Below are 17926 nucleotides of genomic sequence, written 5' to 3' on the forward strand. Positions count from 1 at the left end.
ATTGTTGCGGATAAATCAGTGCATCCGTTGCATCTGCGCAGCATAATCATCATCCTATTTGAAAATAATTTATTTTAATGAAGATACTGTTTGGTATACAGGGAACAGGTAACGGACATATAAGCCGGGCAAGGGAAATTGTGCCCTTGCTGCAACAATACGGCGAGCTTGACCTGCTGGTGAGCGGCACCGAAGCAGAAGTATCATTATCACAACCCCTGAAATATCGCTTTCATGGTGTAAGCTTTGTATTTGGTACCAATGGCGGCGTAGATAACTGGGCTACCTGGAAAATCATGAACCTGCGCCAGTTTCAGCGCGATCTGCGGAGCCTTCCCCTGAAACAATATGATCTTATCATCAATGATTTTGAACCTGTAAGTGCATGGGCTTGTAAATTACGGGGTGTACCGTCGGTATCCTTAAGTCACCAGTGTTCGTTTGTATCACCAAAAACACCGCGCCCCGAAAAAAAGATCCTTTTGCGCAATGGCTTTTAAAAAACTATTCGCCTACTACCTATCATGTAGGTTTCCATTTTGAGCGCTATGATACTTTTATCAATACCCCTGTAATCCGGAGCGAGATCAGGCAGATGGAAACCTCCGACCTGGGCCATTATACAGTTTACCTGCCGGCTTATGATGACAAAACCCTGCTGAAATATTTAAGTGCCGAAAAAGAGGTTAAATGGCAGGTGTTTTCAAAACGGCAAAAGCAGGCCTACAAATCAGGAAACGTGGAGATCTTCCCCGTAAATAATGAAGCTTTTAACAAAAGCCTGGCAAGCTGTACAGGTTTGCTTACCGGGGGCGGTTTTGAAGGCCCCGCCGAGGCCCTGTTTTTACAGAAAAAGGTAATGATGATACCCATGAAAGGGCAATACGAACAGCAGTGTAACGCGCTTTCGGCCTCCAGGTTAGGTGTTCCGGTGGTGAGCGAAATAAATGATAAGTTTAACGGCCATTTAAACCACTGGATCAACGATAGTAAAAAGATTGTAGTTGATTTTCCGGATGAAACCGCCGCTATTGTTGATAAACTGGTAAAGCAGTATACAAGGTAGTAAAGCATTGCAACTTAAGCGGTTTTTCTGCTAATTTTGCAACCGCAAACACGGCCGCACATATGATCAATCTTTTCAGGAACTATAATCCCCTTAATATTATATGGCTGGCTATTTTGCTGTTCGTGCTCCGGATAGGTTTCATGGTGCAGGTTCCCGAAAAGGTTGAGTTTATTTTTGTAGAACCCTTTGCACGGCTGCTGGTACCCGTAAAATATGAATACGCGTTTTCGCCGTTGCTTAATTTGATACTGGCCGGCGGGCTTGTATTTATCCAAGCTTTATTGCTTAATTCGTTAATTAATCATCATAATTTATTAGGCAAGCCAACCTTTTTGCCGGCACTGATGTATATCACGCTTTCGGGCTTGTTTACACCCTTTTTAACTTTAAGTGCCCCGCTTTTATGTAATTTCTTACTCATCTGGATGTTGTTTAAATTATTCAACCTGTATAAGGGAGAGGATGTTAAGTCAACAACTTATGACCTGGGTTTGATCGTGGCGGTGGGTTCGCTTGTTTATTTTCCGTTTATTTATTTGTTTCTGGTTATATGGATAGCGCTTATGATATTCAGGCCTTTTAACTGGCGCGAATGGGTTATTTCGATATTAGGGTATGTAACCGTGTTCTTTTTCCTTGCGGTTATTTATTTTATGAATGATATGCTGCCCCGGTTTAGCCATATCTGGTCGCCCTTAGGCAAAAAATTTCCCGATCATATCAGCATTAACTCCTATAACTACCTGCTGCTGGTGCCGGTAATTGTAATATTAGTGCTATGTTTTTTTAAGCTGCAGCAAAATTTCTTTAAAAGTTACGTGCAGATTCGTAAAACATTCCAGCTGTTGTTTTTTATTTTTCTGATCACAGCACTTTCATTTTATCTCAATTCAGAATTTCGCCTGAGCCATTTTTTGCTTTGTGCAGTGCCGGTAACGGTGTTTTTTGCCTATTATTTTTTGTATGCAACCAGGCGTTGGTTTTATGAAATACTGTATTTGTTGTTGTTTATCAGCACCATTTACTTTCAGTTTAACAAATTTTAACTTTTACATTCGTCCTTATTTCGGCGGTTATGTTAGTTTTGTAGCCTGAAACTATATAATAAGCTATTTAGGTTCAACCTCAATTTAAAAAATAATTCTGATGAAGTTTGGAGTAGTTATATTTCCCGGTTCTAATTGTGATGAGGATATCATATATGTATTAGAGAAAGTGATGGGTCAGCAAGTGGTAAGGTTATGGCATAAAGATCATGACCTGCAGGGTGTTGACTTTGTTGTTTTACCCGGTGGTTTTTCATTTGGCGATTACCTGCGTTCGGGCGCTATTTCCCGTTTTTCGCCAATTATGCAGGAGGTTATCCAGTTTGCTGCCAAAGGTGGTTATGTAATGGGTATTTGCAATGGCTTCCAGATATTGACCGAGGCCGGTTTGTTGCCGGGTGCGCTATTGCACAACACCAATCGCAAATTTATTTGCCGCAACATTTACTTAAAACCGCAAACAACAAAATCATTACTTACCGCTCAGCTTGATCCGCAGCAACCCCTAAGGATCCCGATTGCACATGGTGAAGGCAATTATTTCGCTGATGCAGATGTGATCAAAGCCCTTAACGATAACGACCAGGTAATGTTCAGGTACTGCGATGAGGCAGGCAATATCACTGCTGATGCAAATCCTAACGGATCATTGGAAAATATTGCAGGTGTTACAAACTTAGGTAGGAATGTATTTGGTTTAATGCCACACCCGGAGCGTGCTGCCGACGCCTTGTTAGCCAATGAAGATGGTTTAGCTATTTTTGAATCAATATTATCAATAGTTAGGGCCTGATGACCAGCCTGGTTATCGATATTGGTAATACGCTCATCAAAATCGCGGTTTTTAAACTGGATGAAATACTTGAGGTTAGCCAATATGAAACCATTGATATGCCGGTACTGGATGCTTTGCTTAACAAATACCATCCTGTTAAGGCAATCATGTCGTCGGTAAAAAAATACAGAAGCATGGCAGACCGGGCTGGGGCAAAAAATTTCGCTGACGCATTTTAATACTTTAATGACAAGCGGAATAAATAACCATTATTTAACCCCTGAAACCCTCGGGCCCGACAGGCTGGCAGCTGTTATTGGAGCATATCATATGTTCCCGGGGCAAAATAGCCTGGTAATAACCGGGGGTACAGCCATTACTTATGATGGTGTTGACACCGCAGGAAATTATTTTGGCGGCAGCATATCGCCGGGCTTAAATATGCGTTATAAGGCTTTAAACAATTATACGGCAGGTTTGCCGCTTATTGAACCCGATGCCGGTTTTGATACGCCATACGGAAACAATACAACCACAGCCATCCGTTCGGGAGTACAAAACGGAATAAAATATGAGCTTACCGGTTTTATTGAAAGTTATAAAACCGGCGACGGACAACTGAACATTATACTAAGCGGGGGCGACAGCATTTTTTTTGATACTCTATTGAAAAATAGCATCTTTGCCCGCTACATAAAAATTGAACCATATTTGGTTTTAAAAGGATTAAACGCAGCTATACAAAAGCATAATGATTAAATATACCCGGTTTTTTATAACACTTTTATTGGCTGTTGCCGCTTTTTCAGCACATGCGCAATCAACGGCAACTTCAAGCTCTCCATATTCACGTTACGGTATTGGTGATATTGATCCTCAACTGATGGGCCAAAACATAGGTATGGGCGGTATAGCTGTAGCTACAAACAGGATAAGCCTTTTTAACAATATCAACGTAATAAATCCGGCTTCATACGGTGCCATTAATCTTACAACCATTGATGTTGGCTTATATGCAAATTTTTTAAATCTGTCGCAAACCGGTTCGGCAAGCCAAAAAAACAGCAATTTCAGGCTTAACCACATCGCGTTCGCCATCCCTACTTCAAAACGTTCGGCATTGAGTTTTGGTTTATTGCCATACAGTGAGCGCGGCTATAATTTTAAAAAAACGGTGAATAAATTAGGAACCTCGGGTTCTCCTGCCGATACCAACGTGACAAATTACAGTTACAGCGGCGATGGTAGTTTATCAAAAGCATATTTGGGATATGGTTTTGGCATCGGTAAGCATTTGTTATTAGGTGCAAACGTATCGTACATATTTGGTAATATTAAAGATATCGCTACTACCGAAATTCCTGGTCTGGCAGGTGCCATCAACTCAAAAATTGAATCGAGCAATGCCATTGGTGGTATCAACTATGATTACGGCTTGCAGTATTCATTTGATTTGTCTGAAACCAAGCACCTTGTATTTGGCTATTCGGCATCGGCAGGTACAAAACTGCACACGCAAAGCAGCTTTATTGTTAGCCAGTACTTTAACGATGCAAACGGAAATCAGGACATAGCTGCCGATAGCGTGGTTAGCACAACCGGGCCTAAATCAAAATTAAAATTACCGCAGATCAACAGGTTCGGGATCTCTTTCCAAAGTGATGGTAAATTTTTGGTTGGTGCCGATTACTCCATGGGCAAATGGTCCGACTTATCCATTGCAGGCGTAAACCAGGGTTTACAGGACAGTAAAACTTTCAATATCGGTGGTTCATATACCCCAAACATATCAACCATCAGAAACTACCTTGCCACTGTTGATTACCGCATAGGAGCTATATACGATCAAACCTATATGCACATTAACGGTACTACTATTAAACGTTATGCTGGTACCGTAGGTGTTGGCTTGCCTTTGCGCTCAAATAACGGCAGTTACTATAAAATTAATATCGCGGCAGAAATAGGTCAGCGCGGTTCGTTGGTTAACGGTTTGGTTAAAGAAAACTACGTTAATATTCACCTTGGCTTTACTCTTAACGATAAGTGGTTTACCAAGTATAAATTCGACTAATTTGTTGTCATGAGCCGCCCAGCTGTTAACATACCGGCATTATGCCTGTTACTGTTGCCAATGGCGGCTTTCCTGTCTTCGTGCGAAAATGACCTGAAAAAGGTTAGGGAAATTTCAGCTAATGAGGTTGATACTGTAGCCCAGCGCACTACAGGGCTTGATCTGATCATGAGCGATTCGGCAAAAGTGGAGATCCATCTTACTGCACCGTTGATGGTCGAATACCAGATCAAGAAACCTTATAAAATTATGCCTAAAGGCGTAAAGATCGACTACTATGATCGGGGAACTGGTCAGTTTGCAGGCGATATCATTGCAGATACCGGCATTCAGCGTGAGCAGGAAAAGCTGATTGAGTTTCATGGCAACGTAGTTGCCACCAACGCCAAAGGCGAAACCTTTAAATCAAACGAATTATTTTGGGACCAGGTAACCAAGCGGGTTTACTCTAATAAACCTGTTCAGGCCACACTTAGCGGCGGTAATGTTATGAACGGCAATACCTTTGAAAGTGATGATAAGCTTTTAAACCCTACCTTTAAAAGCAGCACCGGGCTGTTTCATGTTGATGAAAAAGCGACACAATAATGACTTTTTTTAACGAAAATTTTGTGTTATAGAATTTTGTTAAAAATTGTATCTTGCGCCCTCTTAAAAAGAATAGAATAATTATAAATATAATATGGGTATAATGGGTTTTTTGCGCGAAAGGATGGGGAAGATTCTCGCATTCTTTATTGGTTTCGCGCTGCTTGCATTTATTGTGAGCGAAGTTGTAAGATCGGGCGGTTCCTTTTTCAGGGACGATAGTAACGAGCTTGCCGTTGTAAACGGCGAAAAAGTGCCCTATGACAAATTCAACGAAAAGCTGGAGCAAAACTCTGCACAGTTTAAACAACAGGGACAAAGTATCTCTCCGCAAATAGCAAGCTATCTGCAGGAAACTACCTGGAACCAGTATTTAAGCCAGTTGCTGATAGGTAAAGAGATTGAAAAACTTGGCCTTACTGTTGGTGATGATGAAATGAACGTAATGATCGGTGATAACAATCCCGACCCGCAGATAGCCCGCCAGTTTGCCGATCAGCAAACCGGTCAGTTTGATCGCAGCAGGTATGATCAGTTCAAAGCCTACCTGCAATCAGGCAAAGCCGACCCTGCTCAGAAAAAAGCATGGAGCGATTTTGTGATCGACCTGATAGAAGCTAAAAAAGCTACTAAATACATGACTTTAGTTACCAACGGCCTTTATGTAAACTCGCTTGAAGCTACAGATGATTACGAAGCAAAAAACAAGCTGGCTAACTTTAAATATGTATCGCTTGATTATGCTTCAATCCCTGATGCTAAAGTTACTTTAACCGATGCTGATTACAGCGCATATTATGATGCACACAAAGCTTCATTTAAAACTCCGCAGGAGTTAAGGAATTTTGAATACGTTAGTTTTAACGCAGCTCCTTCAAAAGAAGACTCAGCGGCAGTTAAACAACAAGCTGATAAATTAGCCAATGAATTCAAAACTACTCCTAACGATTCGCTTTTTGTGCAGATCAATGCCGAAACCAAAGCGCCTTTGGCTTATCAGCGTAAGGGCAGCCTTGACCCTAAACTGGATACTACCATGTTTAGTGCGGCTAAGGGATTTGTTTATGGCCCTTACCTTGAAAACGGCAGCTATAAAGTAGCTAAGCTGGTTGATACCAAAACCACTTTCGATTCGGTTAAAACCAGGCATATCCTGATCGACCTTGCATCTGCAGGCGGTGAAGAAAAAGCTAAAGCTAAAGCCGATTCAATTAAAAAATTAATCCAGGGCGGTAAATCATTTGCCGAACTTGCAACAGCTTTCTCTGCCGATAAAGGCAGCGCAGTAAAGGGCGGTGAAATTCCTTCATTTGACGCAAATGGCTCAATGGGCGGTCAGGGCAATTTAGTTCCTGAATATTACAATGCTGCTTATAAAGCAAATAAAGGCGATATCCTTGTTGTGAAATCACAATTTGGCTACCACGTTATTCAGGTTGAAGATCAGAAAGGTTCTGTTAAACTGGTTAAAGTTGGTGTAGTTGATAAGCCGTTAACTGCAAGCAGCAAAACCCAAACTGTAGCTTACAGCAAAGCCCAGGCATTCTTAGCCTCATTAACACCTGATAATTTTGAGGCGGAAGCTAAAAAAGAAGGTTTGAAACCCCGTACCGCCGAAGATGTTACTGCGATAGCTTCTGGTCTTCCTGGCCTGGACAACGCGCGTGACGTGGTTAGATGGGCTTACAAAGCGGAAAAAGGCGATATTACCGATAAAGTATTTACCGTAGGCGACCAGTATATAGTAAGCCGCCTTACCGAAATTAAACCTAAAGGTACATTATCTCTTGAGGCTGTTAAAAAGCAAATTGAGCCAATGGTACGTAATGAGGTTAAAGCTAAACAATTGAAAGAGAAATTTGACACAGCCCTTAGCGGCGGTACTTCAATTGACCAGGTTGCCCAAAAAGTAGGCAGCAAGGTAGTTCCGGTTGAAAACATTGTATTTGCCAATCCTATTATCCCAGGTCAATCGGCAGAGTATAAAGTTATCGGTTCAATCTTTGGTTCGGCAATCAACAAAATTTCAAAACCTGTTGATGGTGCACAGGGTGTATATGTATATGTGGTTAATGGTTTCACTAACCCGCCGGCACTAACCAATGCTATTAAACAAAAAGAACAAATTAACCAGGCGCTTTTACAACGTTCACAAGGTCAGGTGCTCGATGCATTAAAAGATAATGCAATTGTAAAAGATAACAGGGCTAAATTCTTCTAAACAAAATTTAAAGTAAATTTGCATCCGGGATCAGCGTTAAGCCGTTCCCGGATTTTTTGTTTATATACGGGCTTTTATATAGGGCAGTTAAGTAGTATTAGCTTTAAACTTTGTGCGTTCTGCTTTCAGCTTATATAAATATTGATAATCAAGCTAAGCGGCTTTAGGCTTTGTGCCTTCAGCTTTTAGCTTTCATATAAAAGATATGGATATCCAGGAAAACATAATAAACAAGGTAGCTCAGAGCGGCCTCGTTACCTTAGACCCGGCTTCTTTTTATCCTGCCGGCGATCGCGTCATTTATGATATTAAAGATAACCTGTTCCATGGCCTAATCCTTCGCGAGAAAGATTTCAGGGACTTTATAAAAGAACATGACTGGGCGCAATATGAGGGTAAAAATGTAGGTATCACCTGCACTGCCGATGCTATTGTACCAGCCTGGGCATATATGCTGCTGGCCAACCGGATGGCCCCTTACGCCCGCGAAATTGTTTTTGGGGATAAAGAGGTATTGGAAACTGTACTTTTTGAAAAGGAAATAGCCAAAGCAGATTTTGAGCAATACCGTGGGCAGCGGATTGTGTTGAAAGGTTGCGGCGATACCGAAGTGCCGGTATCTGCTTATGTTGAGCTGACTAAAAAGCTGAGTGCTGTGGTTAAAAGCCTCATGTTTGGTGAGCCTTGCTCAACAGTACCTATCTATAAGCGTAAGGATTAAGTATTTAAGCGGCAGTGCGCAATAAAAACAAGTTTAAACCATTTATAATAGCAGTTGTCATATCACAAGCCCCGGCTAAAAAGGGCTATTAATCAATGAAGAAACTGCTGATAAATAAATATTTTTTTACTGTACTGCTTTTTATAGCCTGCTGCAAGGGCGGATTTGCCCAGGAACTGAAAAAGATCAATGAGTCGATCTTTAAAGCAGGTGAACAACTGGACTACAAGATGAAATACGGTTTTTTTACTGCTGCCGAAGCTACCATAAAGGTAGAGGCCAGCGATAAGAAATATAATGACCGCCCTACATTTCATCTCGTGGCCGAAGGCAAAACCGCCGGCTCTTTCGACCTTTTTTACAAGGTACGCAACCGTTATGAATCATATGTAGATCAAACAACGTTGATGCCCTATTTTTATACTGAAAACAGGCGCGAAGGTAAGTACAGGCATACCGACAATGTTACGTTCGATCAGAAAGACAAGAAGGTAACGGCAAATAAAGGAACATTCGGGTATAAGGGCGAATCTTTTGATTTTGTATCGGCTTATTATTTTGCGCGGGCCATTGATGTTTCAAAGCTGCAACAGGGCGATACTTTTGATCTGCAATATTTCCTGGAAGACGGGTTTCACAGTATGCAAATAACCTATGTTGGCACTGAAACGGTTGAGTGTTCGCTTGGTAAGTTTAATTGTCTTAAATTTAGCCCGGCAATTATTCCGGGGCGCATTTTTCGGAAAAACAGCAAGTTGTACCTTTGGGTTACCAACGATAAGAACAGGATCCCGGTAAAGGCCCACGTTGAAGTGCTGATAGGCAGCGTAACAATGGACCTGAAATCGGCTACAGGACTTAAATATCCTTTGAACCCTATAAAAGATTGATTTAAAAAAAGATAATGATTGAGGTTGGCAATGTATTACTGCACGAGGATGTGGTAAAAGAGAATTTTGTATGTAATTTAAATAAATGCAAGGGTGCCTGCTGCCTTGAAGGAGATTCGGGCGCGCCACTTAATGCCGATGAACTCGATATCCTGAAAGAGATCTATCCCAAAGTAAAGCCTTACCTTACCGCCAAAGGGATCAAAACCATTGAAAAGGAAGGGGTTTACGTTACCGATTTTGAAGGGGATTATACTACGCCCTGTGTTGATACCAACAAAGAATGCGCCTATGTAATATGGGAAAACGGCATTACTAAATGCGGTATTGAAAAAGCGTATGAAGAAGGTGCCGTTAATTGGAAAAAACCCATATCGTGCCATTTATATCCTATCCGCATAACATCTTATCCCGAGTTTGATGTTTTAAACTATGACCGTTGGAATATCTGCAGCCCTGCATGTTCATTTGGGGATGAGTTGAAAGTACGCGTTCACGAATTTTTGAAAGATCCGCTCATCCGTAAATACGGAGCAGATTGGTACCGGGAACTGGAAGATACCGTTGCCGGGATTTAATCTTTTGTAAAATTTTTTAAGCCGGATATTTTTTCTTTAAACTGTACTATAACGCCTGCCCAAACCTATATATTGAACGTCATAGGGGTAATTACAATAAAATTGGATATTATTGTACTACCTAATATATCTACGGTCATAATTAATGAAAAAGGCTTTAATAACAGGCATAACGGGTCAGGATGGCGCTTATTTAGCAGAATTTTTGCTGAAGAAGGGCTATGAGGTACACGGGGTTAAACGCCGCTCATCCTTATTAAATACCGACAGGATAGATCATTTATACCATGACCCGCATGAGTCTGGTGTTAAATTCAGCCTGCATTATGGCGACCTCACCGATTCAACAAATCTGATCAGGCTAATCCAGGAAGTTCAGCCCGATGAAATTTATAACCTTGCAGCACAAAGCCATGTAAAAGTGAGCTTTGAAACCCCCGAATATACCGCCAATGCCGATGGTGTTGGTGTACTACGTATTCTTGAAGCAGTAAGGCTTCTTGATCTCACCAAAAAAACACGCATCTATCAGGCTTCCACATCCGAGCTGTATGGTTTGGTGCAGGCTGTGCCCCAAAGTGAAACCACTCCCTTTTATCCACGCTCACCTTACGCGGTGGCAAAACTATATGGCTACTGGATTGTAGTTAATTATCGCGAAGCCTATGGTATGTATGCCTGCAACGGGATTTTGTTTAACCATGAAAGCCCGGTAAGGGGCGAAACTTTCGTTACCCGGAAAATTACCCGGGCAGCATCAAAAATAGCCCTTGGCTCGCAAAACTGTTTGTATGTAGGCAACCTTTCGGCGCAGCGCGATTGGGGGCATGCCAAAGATTATATAGAGGCGATGTGGCTGATGCTGCAGCAGGAAAGGGCCGAAGACTTTGTAATAGCAACCGGCGTAACAACCACCGTCCGCGATTTTATCAGGATGGCTTTCATGGAGTTGGGTATCGAAGTTGAATTTAGCGGAAAGGATGAGAACGAGCGTGGGGTGATTATTGATATTGATGAGGAAAGGGCTATCGCGCTTGGATTGAACCTGGAGGCTTTGAGGTTTGGGCAAACTGTTGTAAAAGTTGACCCCAGGTATTTCAGGCCGACAGAGGTTGATCTGTTAATTGGAGATGCTGCCAAAGCTTATAATAAGCTCGGCTGGAAACCAAAATATGACCTGCAGGCATTGGTGACGGATATGGTACTGGCAGATCTGCAACTGGTAAAAAAAGATGAATATCTGAAAAAAGGTGGGTTTAACACGCCTAATTATTTTGAATAACCAAGTATAAAACCATATAAACCATTATATGAAGAGAATATTTACAAGCATTATTTTACTGCTTTTGATAAGCGGGTTTGCGAAGGCCCAGTCAATATATCAACCTTATAACTACCAGTTTTATCAGAAACTAAATGAGGATATTTATTCAACCAAAACAAGGGTACATAGTTCATTAAAACCATTTATGGTTGATGACTCACTTTTGAAAGTTCACTATGACTCATTGATGAACTTAAACGATCTTAAAGGGCGTTTTTTTAATGAACATCAGATTGATGTTAAAAGCAGCAACTCCACGTTCTATGCCGATCTATTACCCGACTTTAATCTAAGCCGTGATTTCTCAGGGAAAAAGAATACCAATTTTGGTACGCTTGGGATCCAGTTGGGCGGTACCTTCGGAAAAAACTTTTCGTATAATGTGGCCGGATATGAAAACCGTGCGGTATTACCTAATTATTTACAAACCTACGTTAACCAGGTTGGTATAGCCCCCGGGCAGGCGTACGCCGGTATTTACGGCAATGAATACCGCTGGTCATATATCACGGCTAACGTTTCGTATACACCGATAAAGTTTTTGAACATCAGCGCGGGGCGCGATAAAACCTTTGTTGGCGATGGCTACCGGTCATTATTATTATCTGATTATGCGTCACCATATCCATTTTTCAAGCTAACGGCTACGCTGGGCAATGTGCGTTATATGGCCATGTGGACTTATTTTAATGACCCGCTTTCGGTAAAAGTAGATAATGGGGACAGGAAAAAATTTGGTGTATTTCACTATTTAGACTGGAACGTATCTAATCGGTTATCACTCGGTTTCTTTGACGCGGTGATATGGGCTGCTAAGGATGATTTAGGGCATAAACGCGGGTTTGATTTTACTTACATCAACCCGGTGATATTTTTAAGGCCTGTTGAAGCTTCAAATGGCTCACCCGATAACGCTTTGATAGGATTTACAGCTAAATATAAGCTAACTGATGGCATCACCGCTTATGGTCAGTTTTCGCTTGACGAGTTTGAGTCTTCAAGCTTTTTTCAAGTAAAGGTAGCTCACGCAATAAATACGGATTTCAATTGGGTGTAAGGGGGCTAACCTGTTTAATGTTAAAGGCTTAAACTATTTGCTCGAGACAAATAATGTTAAACCATATACCTATTCAGAGCGTTCTTCGGTAATCAATTACACTGAAAATGGCGAGCCGATAGGACATCCCTGGGGCGCCAATTTCCGCGAAGTAGTTGGACTGCTTAACTATTCATATAAAAGGTTTGATTTTTCAGGAGAGCTCGACTATGGGCATTACGGGCTTGATGTCAATGGCCTGAACTATGGTAAAGACCCTTTTCAAGGCTATCGTGACCCGGCAAGGTTATATGGCAACTACACCGGGCAGGGCTTAACCACCAATATGGTGTACCTGGAGGGAAAAGTGGCCTATTTAATTAACCCTAAATATAACTTAAGGTTTGAGCTTGGCGGCCTGGTACGCCGTGAAAAGAACAGCCAGTTTAATGATAAAACATCAATGTTAACCTTTGGTATCCGTAGTTCATTCCGTGCTATATACAATGATTTGGCGAGGTATAAAGCGAATTAGTTGGGGCTCTGCGTGATTAAAGAATTTTAACAAAACATAAAAAGCGACTGATGGTCGCTTTTTATGTTTTGTACGTAATAACAATTTTGCATTACGACGCTATCGTATTCACATTGCGTTTCTCAGCCATGTTACGTACTTGCCTAGCTATACCGTTGGCATCAAAGCCACAGTCGGCCCATAGTTCGGGCTGGTCGCCATGTTCAATAAACTTGTCAGGGATACCCAGGCGTTTAACCTGGATATTGGTATAGCCATTATCGGCCATAAATTCAAGTACCGCGCTACCCATGCCGCCTTCAATGCAGCCGTCTTCAACGGTAATTACTTTATTAAAGTTTTTGAATACGTCATGTAATAAAGCCTCATCAAGCGGTTTTACAAAGCGGAGATCGTAATGGGCCGGGTTATAACCTTCGGCATTGAGTTCGGCAGTGGCTTTAATCACCTCGTTGCCGATAGCGCCAATAGACAGGATAGCCACATCATCGCCATCACAAACCTTACGGCCTTTGCCTACGGGGATGGCTTTGAACGGACGCTGCCAGTCAACCATAACTCCATTACCACGTGGATACCTGATCACGAATGGCCCCATGTTTTCCTGCTGGGCAGTAAACATCAGGTTGCGCAGTTCTTCCTCGTTCATGGGGGCAGATACCACCATATTGGGGATACAGCGCATGTAGGCCATGTCATAAGCGCCATGGTGAGTAGCACCATCTGCCCCGGCAAATCCTGCGCGGTCAAGGCAAAACACTACATTAAGCTTTTGTATGGCCACGTCATGGATCACCTGGTCATAAGCCCGCTGCATAAAGCTGGAGTAAATGTTGCAGAACGGAATGAGCCCCTGGGTAGCTAAACCGGCGGAGAAAGTTACCGCATGCTGCTCGGCAATACCTACGTCAAACGCACGGTTAGGCATGGCCTTCATCATCAGGTTTAATGAACAACCTGATGGCATCGCCGGCGTAATACCCATGATCTTAGGGTTTTGCTCGGCCAGTTCAATGATACTATGTCCAAACACATCCTGGTATTTAGGAGGCTGAGGCTTGTCGTATTTAGTTTTTTTGATTTCGCCGGTGATCTTGTCAAACAAGCCTGGAGCATGCCACTTGGTCTGGTCTTTTTCGGCAAGGGCATAGCCTTTACCTTTCACCGTGATACAGTGCAGTAATTTAGGTCCCGGAATATCGCGCAGGTCCTTTAAAACTTTTATCAGATGATTAACATCATGCCCGTCAATAGGGCCAAAATAACGGAACTTAAGTGCTTCAAAAAAGTTGCTGCGTTTAAGCAGGGTACCTTTAATGCTTTTTTCGAGTTTTTGGGCTACTTTAAAGGCATCCGGGCCAATGGATGATAGTTTGGCCAGTACGTGGGCAATATCGTCCCTGAAGCGGTTGTATGGCTTTGACGTGGTTATGTCAGTCAGGTATTCTTTCAATGCGCCAACATTAGGGTCGATGGCCATGTTATTGTCATTCAAAATCACCAGCAGATTGGAGTTTTCAATGCCGGCATGGTTAAGTGCTTCAAAGGCCATGCCTGCGGTCATCGAGCCGTCGCCAATTACGGCTACATGCTGCCTGTCTGTTTCGCCTTTATAATGAGAGGCAACAGCCATACCCAATGCGGCAGATATAGAAGTTGATGAATGGCCTACACCAAAAGTATCGTATATGCTTTCCGAACGTTTTGGGAAGCCGCTGATGCCACCATGAATGCGATTGGTGTGAAACTCATCACGGCGGCCGGTAAGTATTTTATGGCCGTAAGCCTGGTGCCCAACATCCCAAACTAACTGATCGTATGGCGTATTAAGTACGTATTGTAGCGCTACGGTAAGTTCAACCACACCCAGGCTGGCGGCAAAGTGCCCGCCATTAACTGATACTACGTCAATAATATACTGGCGTAGTTCCTTGCATACCTGTTCAAGCTCTGTTTCATTAAGTAGCTTTAAATCAGATGGATAATTTATTTTTTGTAATAAATTCCCGGCCGGTACCTGCATTGACATTCGTAAGGATATTTAACCTGCAAAATAAACTAATTATTGTTACATTCAGGGTATATAAAGATATTAAATTACTTAACAAACAGGATATGCCAAAGAAAACAGTTTGGTTAAGGCATATTATGATGGTCAACAGAAGCAGTGGATTGTTTGTTTTTAAACCTGAAAGTCTGTGCTTTGCAGCTTAATTCTTGCTGCGATGAATCCGGCCGAAATGTTTATTTTTGACCGGATTTTATGACCGACGATAGTTTTGCCATTAGGTTACCCCAGTTTGAAGGCCCGTTTGACCTGCTGCTGTTTTTCATTGAGCGCGATGAGCTGGATATTCACGATATCCCAATAGCAAAAATTGCCGATGATTTTTTGCACTACCTGCACCAGATGAGCAGCCTCAATATGGAAATTGCCAGTGAATTTATTTTCGTGGCAGCAACACTTATGCGCATTAAGGCCAAAATGCTGTTGCCGCGTTACGGCACCGAAGAGGCCGGCGATGACCCGGACACCAAAGAAAACCTGATCAGGAAACTCATCGAGTATAAAAAGTTTAAAGAGGTGTGTGAAGAGATCAGGCCCATGGAAGATGAGCGATTTAAACAGGAAAAGCGCGGCAATATCAAACATGACCTCGAACAGGTTGAAAAAGTAGCCGTGCCCGGCGAAGAATTATCTGAGCTAACGCTTTACCGCCTCATGGTTGTTTACGAACGGATGATCCGCAATTTCACCAGGCGCAGCGAGGAGGTTAAACACACGGTAGTACAGTATCCCTACACCATTGAAAAACAAAAGAAGGCAGTTGCTGATCTGCTTAAGATCAATAAAATGCTCGATTTTAAAGCAATCGCAAAAGAATCTGAAAACAAAGTTCATTTTGTATATAACTTTTTGGCGGTGCTTGAAATGTTGCAACAGGAGCTGATAGATATCCAGATTGGATTGGGTTATAATAACTTTTGGATTTCACCGAAAGTGGAAAGTTAAAATCAAAATTATTAACTTTATAATAAAGTTTCAAATTATGGATATTGCATTAAAGTATAAAATAGTAGAAAAGATAATTCAGAGTAACGATGATAATATACTTAATGAAATAAACTCATTGTTGGGCTTATCCGAAAATGATTTTTGGTCAGATCTTCCAACACCGGTTCAGCAAGCTATTGATAAAGCAAAAAATCAGCTTGATCAAGGTAAAGGTACTCCCCACAAAGAGGTAATGGCTAAAATACAATCTCGTTTTCTGAATAAATGATGCAACGCGAGATTGTCATTTGGTCGCCTGTTGCAGAACTTACCTATTATGAGATATTGGAATATCTCGATGAGAACTGGACTGTTAAAGAGGTGATAGCCTTTGTTAAACGTACCAATGAAGTGATCGGTCACATATCCAATAACCCGTTACTTTATCCCTATTCTAAACAAAGTGATACACATAAATGTGTCGTTGTAAAACAGGTAAGCTTGTTTTATCGTGTAAAAGCTAATAATATTATCGAGCTTTTAATGTTTTGGGATAATCGGCTTGATCCGGATAAACTTAAATTCTAAACCTGCAATGCATGAGTAATCTATAGTCATTGTAGCTGTATGAAATTCTATTAATTTATTCGCTGTAAAAGCCTGAATAGCAAATAATATTATGTTTACTTTTTATTAAGTAAAATTTAACATTGCGGTATCTCAAATCTCATATCTCACATCTCAAATCTATATCAATTGTGTAACTTAGCGCCGTTAAAAACACACAATGAAAAGAGACAAACTGATATTTAAGCTATTGGATGAAGAGCAGCAACGCCAGGAAGAGGGCATTGAACTTATAGCATCTGAGAATTTTGTAAGCAGGCAGGTTATGGAAGCTGCAGGTTCTGTTGCAACCAACAAATATGCCGAAGGTTTACCGGGCAAACGCTATTACGGCGGCTGCCAGGTGGTTGACGAAATTGAAACCATAGCTATCGAGCGCGCTAAGCAATTGTTTAATGCCGAGTGGGTTAACGTACAACCTCATTCTGGTGCACAGGCAAACGCGGCAGTTATGCTTGCTGTATTGCAGCCGGGCGATAAAATATTAGGTTTTGACCTTTCACATGGTGGTCACTTAACGCATGGTTCGCCTGTTAACTTTTCGGGTAAATTGTATGAACCTCATTTTTATGGTGTAAGTAAAGAAACCGGTTTGGTTGACTATGCTCAGTTAAAAGAGGTGGCCCTGCGCGAAAAACCGAAACTGATCATTGCAGGCGCTTCGGCTTACTCGCGCGATTGGGACTATGAGTTTATCCGTAAGGTGGCTGATGAGGTTGGTGCTTTGGTACTGGCCGATATTTCGCACCCGGCAGGTTTAATTGCCCGTGGCTTGTTAACTGATCCGCTGCCACATTGCCACATCGTTACTACTACTACCCACAAAACTTTACGCGGCCCTCGTGGCGGCTTAATAATGATGGGTAAGGATTTCGAAAACCCATTCGGCATCAAAACTCCAAAAGGCGAAATCAGGATGATGTCGTCATTATTGGATATGGCCGTGTTCCCAGGTACACAGGGAGGCCCGTTGGAGCACATCATAGCTGCTAAAGCAGTAGCTTTTGGTGAGGCTTTGAGCGATAGCTACATGAAATACATTGTGCAGGTTAAAAAGAATGCCGATGCTATGGCCGAAGCATTTGTGAAGCTGGGCTATCAGATCATATCTGGCGGTACCGATAATCATTTAATGCTGATCGATCTTCGTAATAAAAATATTACAGGCAAAGCTGCCGAAAATGCTTTGGTAACTGCCGATATCACCGTGAATAAAAATATGGTGCCATATGATGATAAATCGCCATTTGTAACCTCAGGCATCCGTGTAGGTACTGCGGCTATCACCACCCGCGGGATGAAGGAAAAACATATGGAGCATATTGTTGAATTGATAGATGCTGTAATTTCTGATCCTGAAAATGAACATTCTATCAAGAAAATCCGTAAAAGGGTTCACAAGTTAATGTACGACTTCCCGTTGTACAGAGATAAGGACTCAGAGTAA

General features: G+C 41.9%; 20 protein-coding genes. 19 read left to right on the forward strand and 1 reads right to left on the reverse strand.

Features of this window, described 5'->3' with window-relative positions:
• Positions 1-77: 77 nt before the first annotated feature.
• The 15 genes from ACQ86K_RS02305 to ACQ86K_RS02375 all read left to right on the forward strand — a co-directional run bounded on the left by ACQ86K_RS02305 (position 78) and on the right by ACQ86K_RS02375 (position 12857).
• Positions 78-500: a glycosyltransferase family protein gene (locus tag ACQ86K_RS02305; RefSeq protein WP_431199723.1), complete on the forward strand. Its 423-nt coding sequence runs from the start codon at positions 78-80 to the stop codon at positions 498-500.
• A complete protein-coding gene (locus tag ACQ86K_RS02310) occupies positions 434-1066 on the forward strand; it encodes a glycosyltransferase family protein (protein ID WP_431199724.1) in 633 nt (210 codons plus the stop codon). The genes ACQ86K_RS02305 and ACQ86K_RS02310 overlap by 67 nt, the downstream gene beginning before the upstream one ends.
• Positions 1067-1128: 62 nt before the next feature.
• The gene (locus ACQ86K_RS02315) at positions 1129-2115 is read left to right on the forward strand and encodes a DUF6427 family protein (protein WP_091174550.1); all 987 of its coding nucleotides are present in this window, start codon (positions 1129-1131) and stop codon (positions 2113-2115) included.
• Between the two features lie 100 nt (positions 2116-2215).
• Positions 2216-2908 (forward strand): phosphoribosylformylglycinamidine synthase subunit PurQ, encoded by a 693-nt coding sequence (purQ, locus tag ACQ86K_RS02320; protein ID WP_091174553.1) that lies wholly within the window; start codon positions 2216-2218, stop codon positions 2906-2908.
• A complete protein-coding gene (locus ACQ86K_RS02325; RefSeq protein WP_431199725.1) occupies positions 2908-3129 on the forward strand; it encodes a hypothetical protein in 222 nt (73 codons plus the stop codon). Before purQ ends, ACQ86K_RS02325 begins: the two co-directional genes overlap by 1 nt.
• Before the next feature lie 7 nt (positions 3130-3136).
• Entirely contained in the window at positions 3137-3649 is a 513-nt protein-coding gene (locus ACQ86K_RS02330; protein WP_431199726.1) for a type III pantothenate kinase, read from the forward strand.
• Entirely contained in the window at positions 3642-4964 is a 1323-nt protein-coding gene (locus tag ACQ86K_RS02335; protein ID WP_091174558.1) for a hypothetical protein, read from the forward strand. The genes ACQ86K_RS02330 and ACQ86K_RS02335 overlap by 8 nt, the downstream gene beginning before the upstream one ends.
• Before the next feature lie 9 nt (positions 4965-4973).
• A complete protein-coding gene (gene lptC, locus ACQ86K_RS02340; protein WP_091174560.1) occupies positions 4974-5552 on the forward strand; it encodes an LPS export ABC transporter periplasmic protein LptC in 579 nt (192 codons plus the stop codon).
• Positions 5553-5655: 103 nt separating this feature from the next.
• Positions 5656-7773, forward strand: coding sequence for a peptidylprolyl isomerase (locus ACQ86K_RS02345; RefSeq protein ID WP_256337538.1), 2118 nt, complete (start codon positions 5656-5658; stop codon positions 7771-7773).
• Between the two features lie 205 nt (positions 7774-7978).
• Positions 7979-8494 carry a DUF2480 family protein gene (locus tag ACQ86K_RS02350; protein WP_090534980.1) on the forward strand — a complete coding sequence of 172 codons (516 nt, stop codon included), beginning with the start codon at positions 7979-7981 and terminating at the stop codon, positions 8492-8494.
• 95 nt (positions 8495-8589) lie between these two features.
• A complete protein-coding gene (locus tag ACQ86K_RS02355; protein WP_091174566.1) occupies positions 8590-9384 on the forward strand; it encodes a DUF3108 domain-containing protein in 795 nt (264 codons plus the stop codon).
• Between the two features lie 14 nt (positions 9385-9398).
• Complete coding sequence (locus ACQ86K_RS02360; RefSeq protein WP_091174567.1) at positions 9399-9962, forward strand: DUF3109 family protein; 564 nt, start codon at positions 9399-9401, stop codon at positions 9960-9962.
• A 145-nt stretch (positions 9963-10107) separates the two neighbouring features.
• Complete coding sequence (gene gmd / locus ACQ86K_RS02365) at positions 10108-11244, forward strand: GDP-mannose 4,6-dehydratase (protein WP_091174568.1); 1137 nt, start codon at positions 10108-10110, stop codon at positions 11242-11244.
• A gap of 28 nt (positions 11245-11272) precedes the next feature.
• On the forward strand, positions 11273-12343 hold the full coding sequence (locus tag ACQ86K_RS02370) for a hypothetical protein (RefSeq protein ID WP_431199727.1): 1071 nt from the start codon (positions 11273-11275) through the stop codon (positions 12341-12343).
• Positions 12344-12380: 37 nt separating this feature from the next.
• Positions 12381-12857, forward strand: a complete 477-nt coding sequence (locus ACQ86K_RS02375; RefSeq protein WP_431199728.1) for a hypothetical protein — start codon at positions 12381-12383, stop codon at positions 12855-12857.
• A 91-nt stretch (positions 12858-12948) separates the two neighbouring features.
• Here ACQ86K_RS02375 and dxs read toward each other — a convergent pair whose 3' ends face one another.
• On the reverse strand, positions 12949-14880 hold the full coding sequence (gene dxs, locus ACQ86K_RS02380; protein ID WP_091174572.1) for a 1-deoxy-D-xylulose-5-phosphate synthase: 1932 nt from the start codon (positions 14878-14880) through the stop codon (positions 12949-12951).
• A gap of 240 nt (positions 14881-15120) precedes the next feature.
• Between dxs and ACQ86K_RS02385 the strand changes: the two genes are divergently transcribed.
• The 4 genes from ACQ86K_RS02385 to glyA all read left to right on the forward strand — a co-directional run bounded on the left by ACQ86K_RS02385 (position 15121) and on the right by glyA (position 17926).
• Positions 15121-15870 carry a segregation and condensation protein A gene (locus ACQ86K_RS02385; RefSeq protein WP_091174577.1) on the forward strand — a complete coding sequence of 250 codons (750 nt, stop codon included), beginning with the start codon at positions 15121-15123 and terminating at the stop codon, positions 15868-15870.
• Between the two features lie 37 nt (positions 15871-15907).
• On the forward strand, positions 15908-16141 hold the full coding sequence (locus tag ACQ86K_RS02390) for a hypothetical protein (protein WP_091174579.1): 234 nt from the start codon (positions 15908-15910) through the stop codon (positions 16139-16141).
• A complete protein-coding gene (locus ACQ86K_RS02395) occupies positions 16138-16440 on the forward strand; it encodes a type II toxin-antitoxin system RelE/ParE family toxin (protein ID WP_091174583.1) in 303 nt (100 codons plus the stop codon). The genes ACQ86K_RS02390 and ACQ86K_RS02395 overlap by 4 nt, the downstream gene beginning before the upstream one ends.
• A gap of 199 nt (positions 16441-16639) precedes the next feature.
• Positions 16640-17926 (forward strand): serine hydroxymethyltransferase, encoded by a 1287-nt coding sequence (gene glyA / locus ACQ86K_RS02400; RefSeq protein ID WP_091174585.1) that lies wholly within the window; start codon positions 16640-16642, stop codon positions 17924-17926.

Origin of the sequence: Mucilaginibacter sp. P19 (assembly GCF_050632265.1) — a bacterium.
In the GTDB taxonomy this organism is placed as follows: Bacteria; Bacteroidota; Bacteroidia; order Sphingobacteriales; family Sphingobacteriaceae; genus Mucilaginibacter; species Mucilaginibacter gossypii.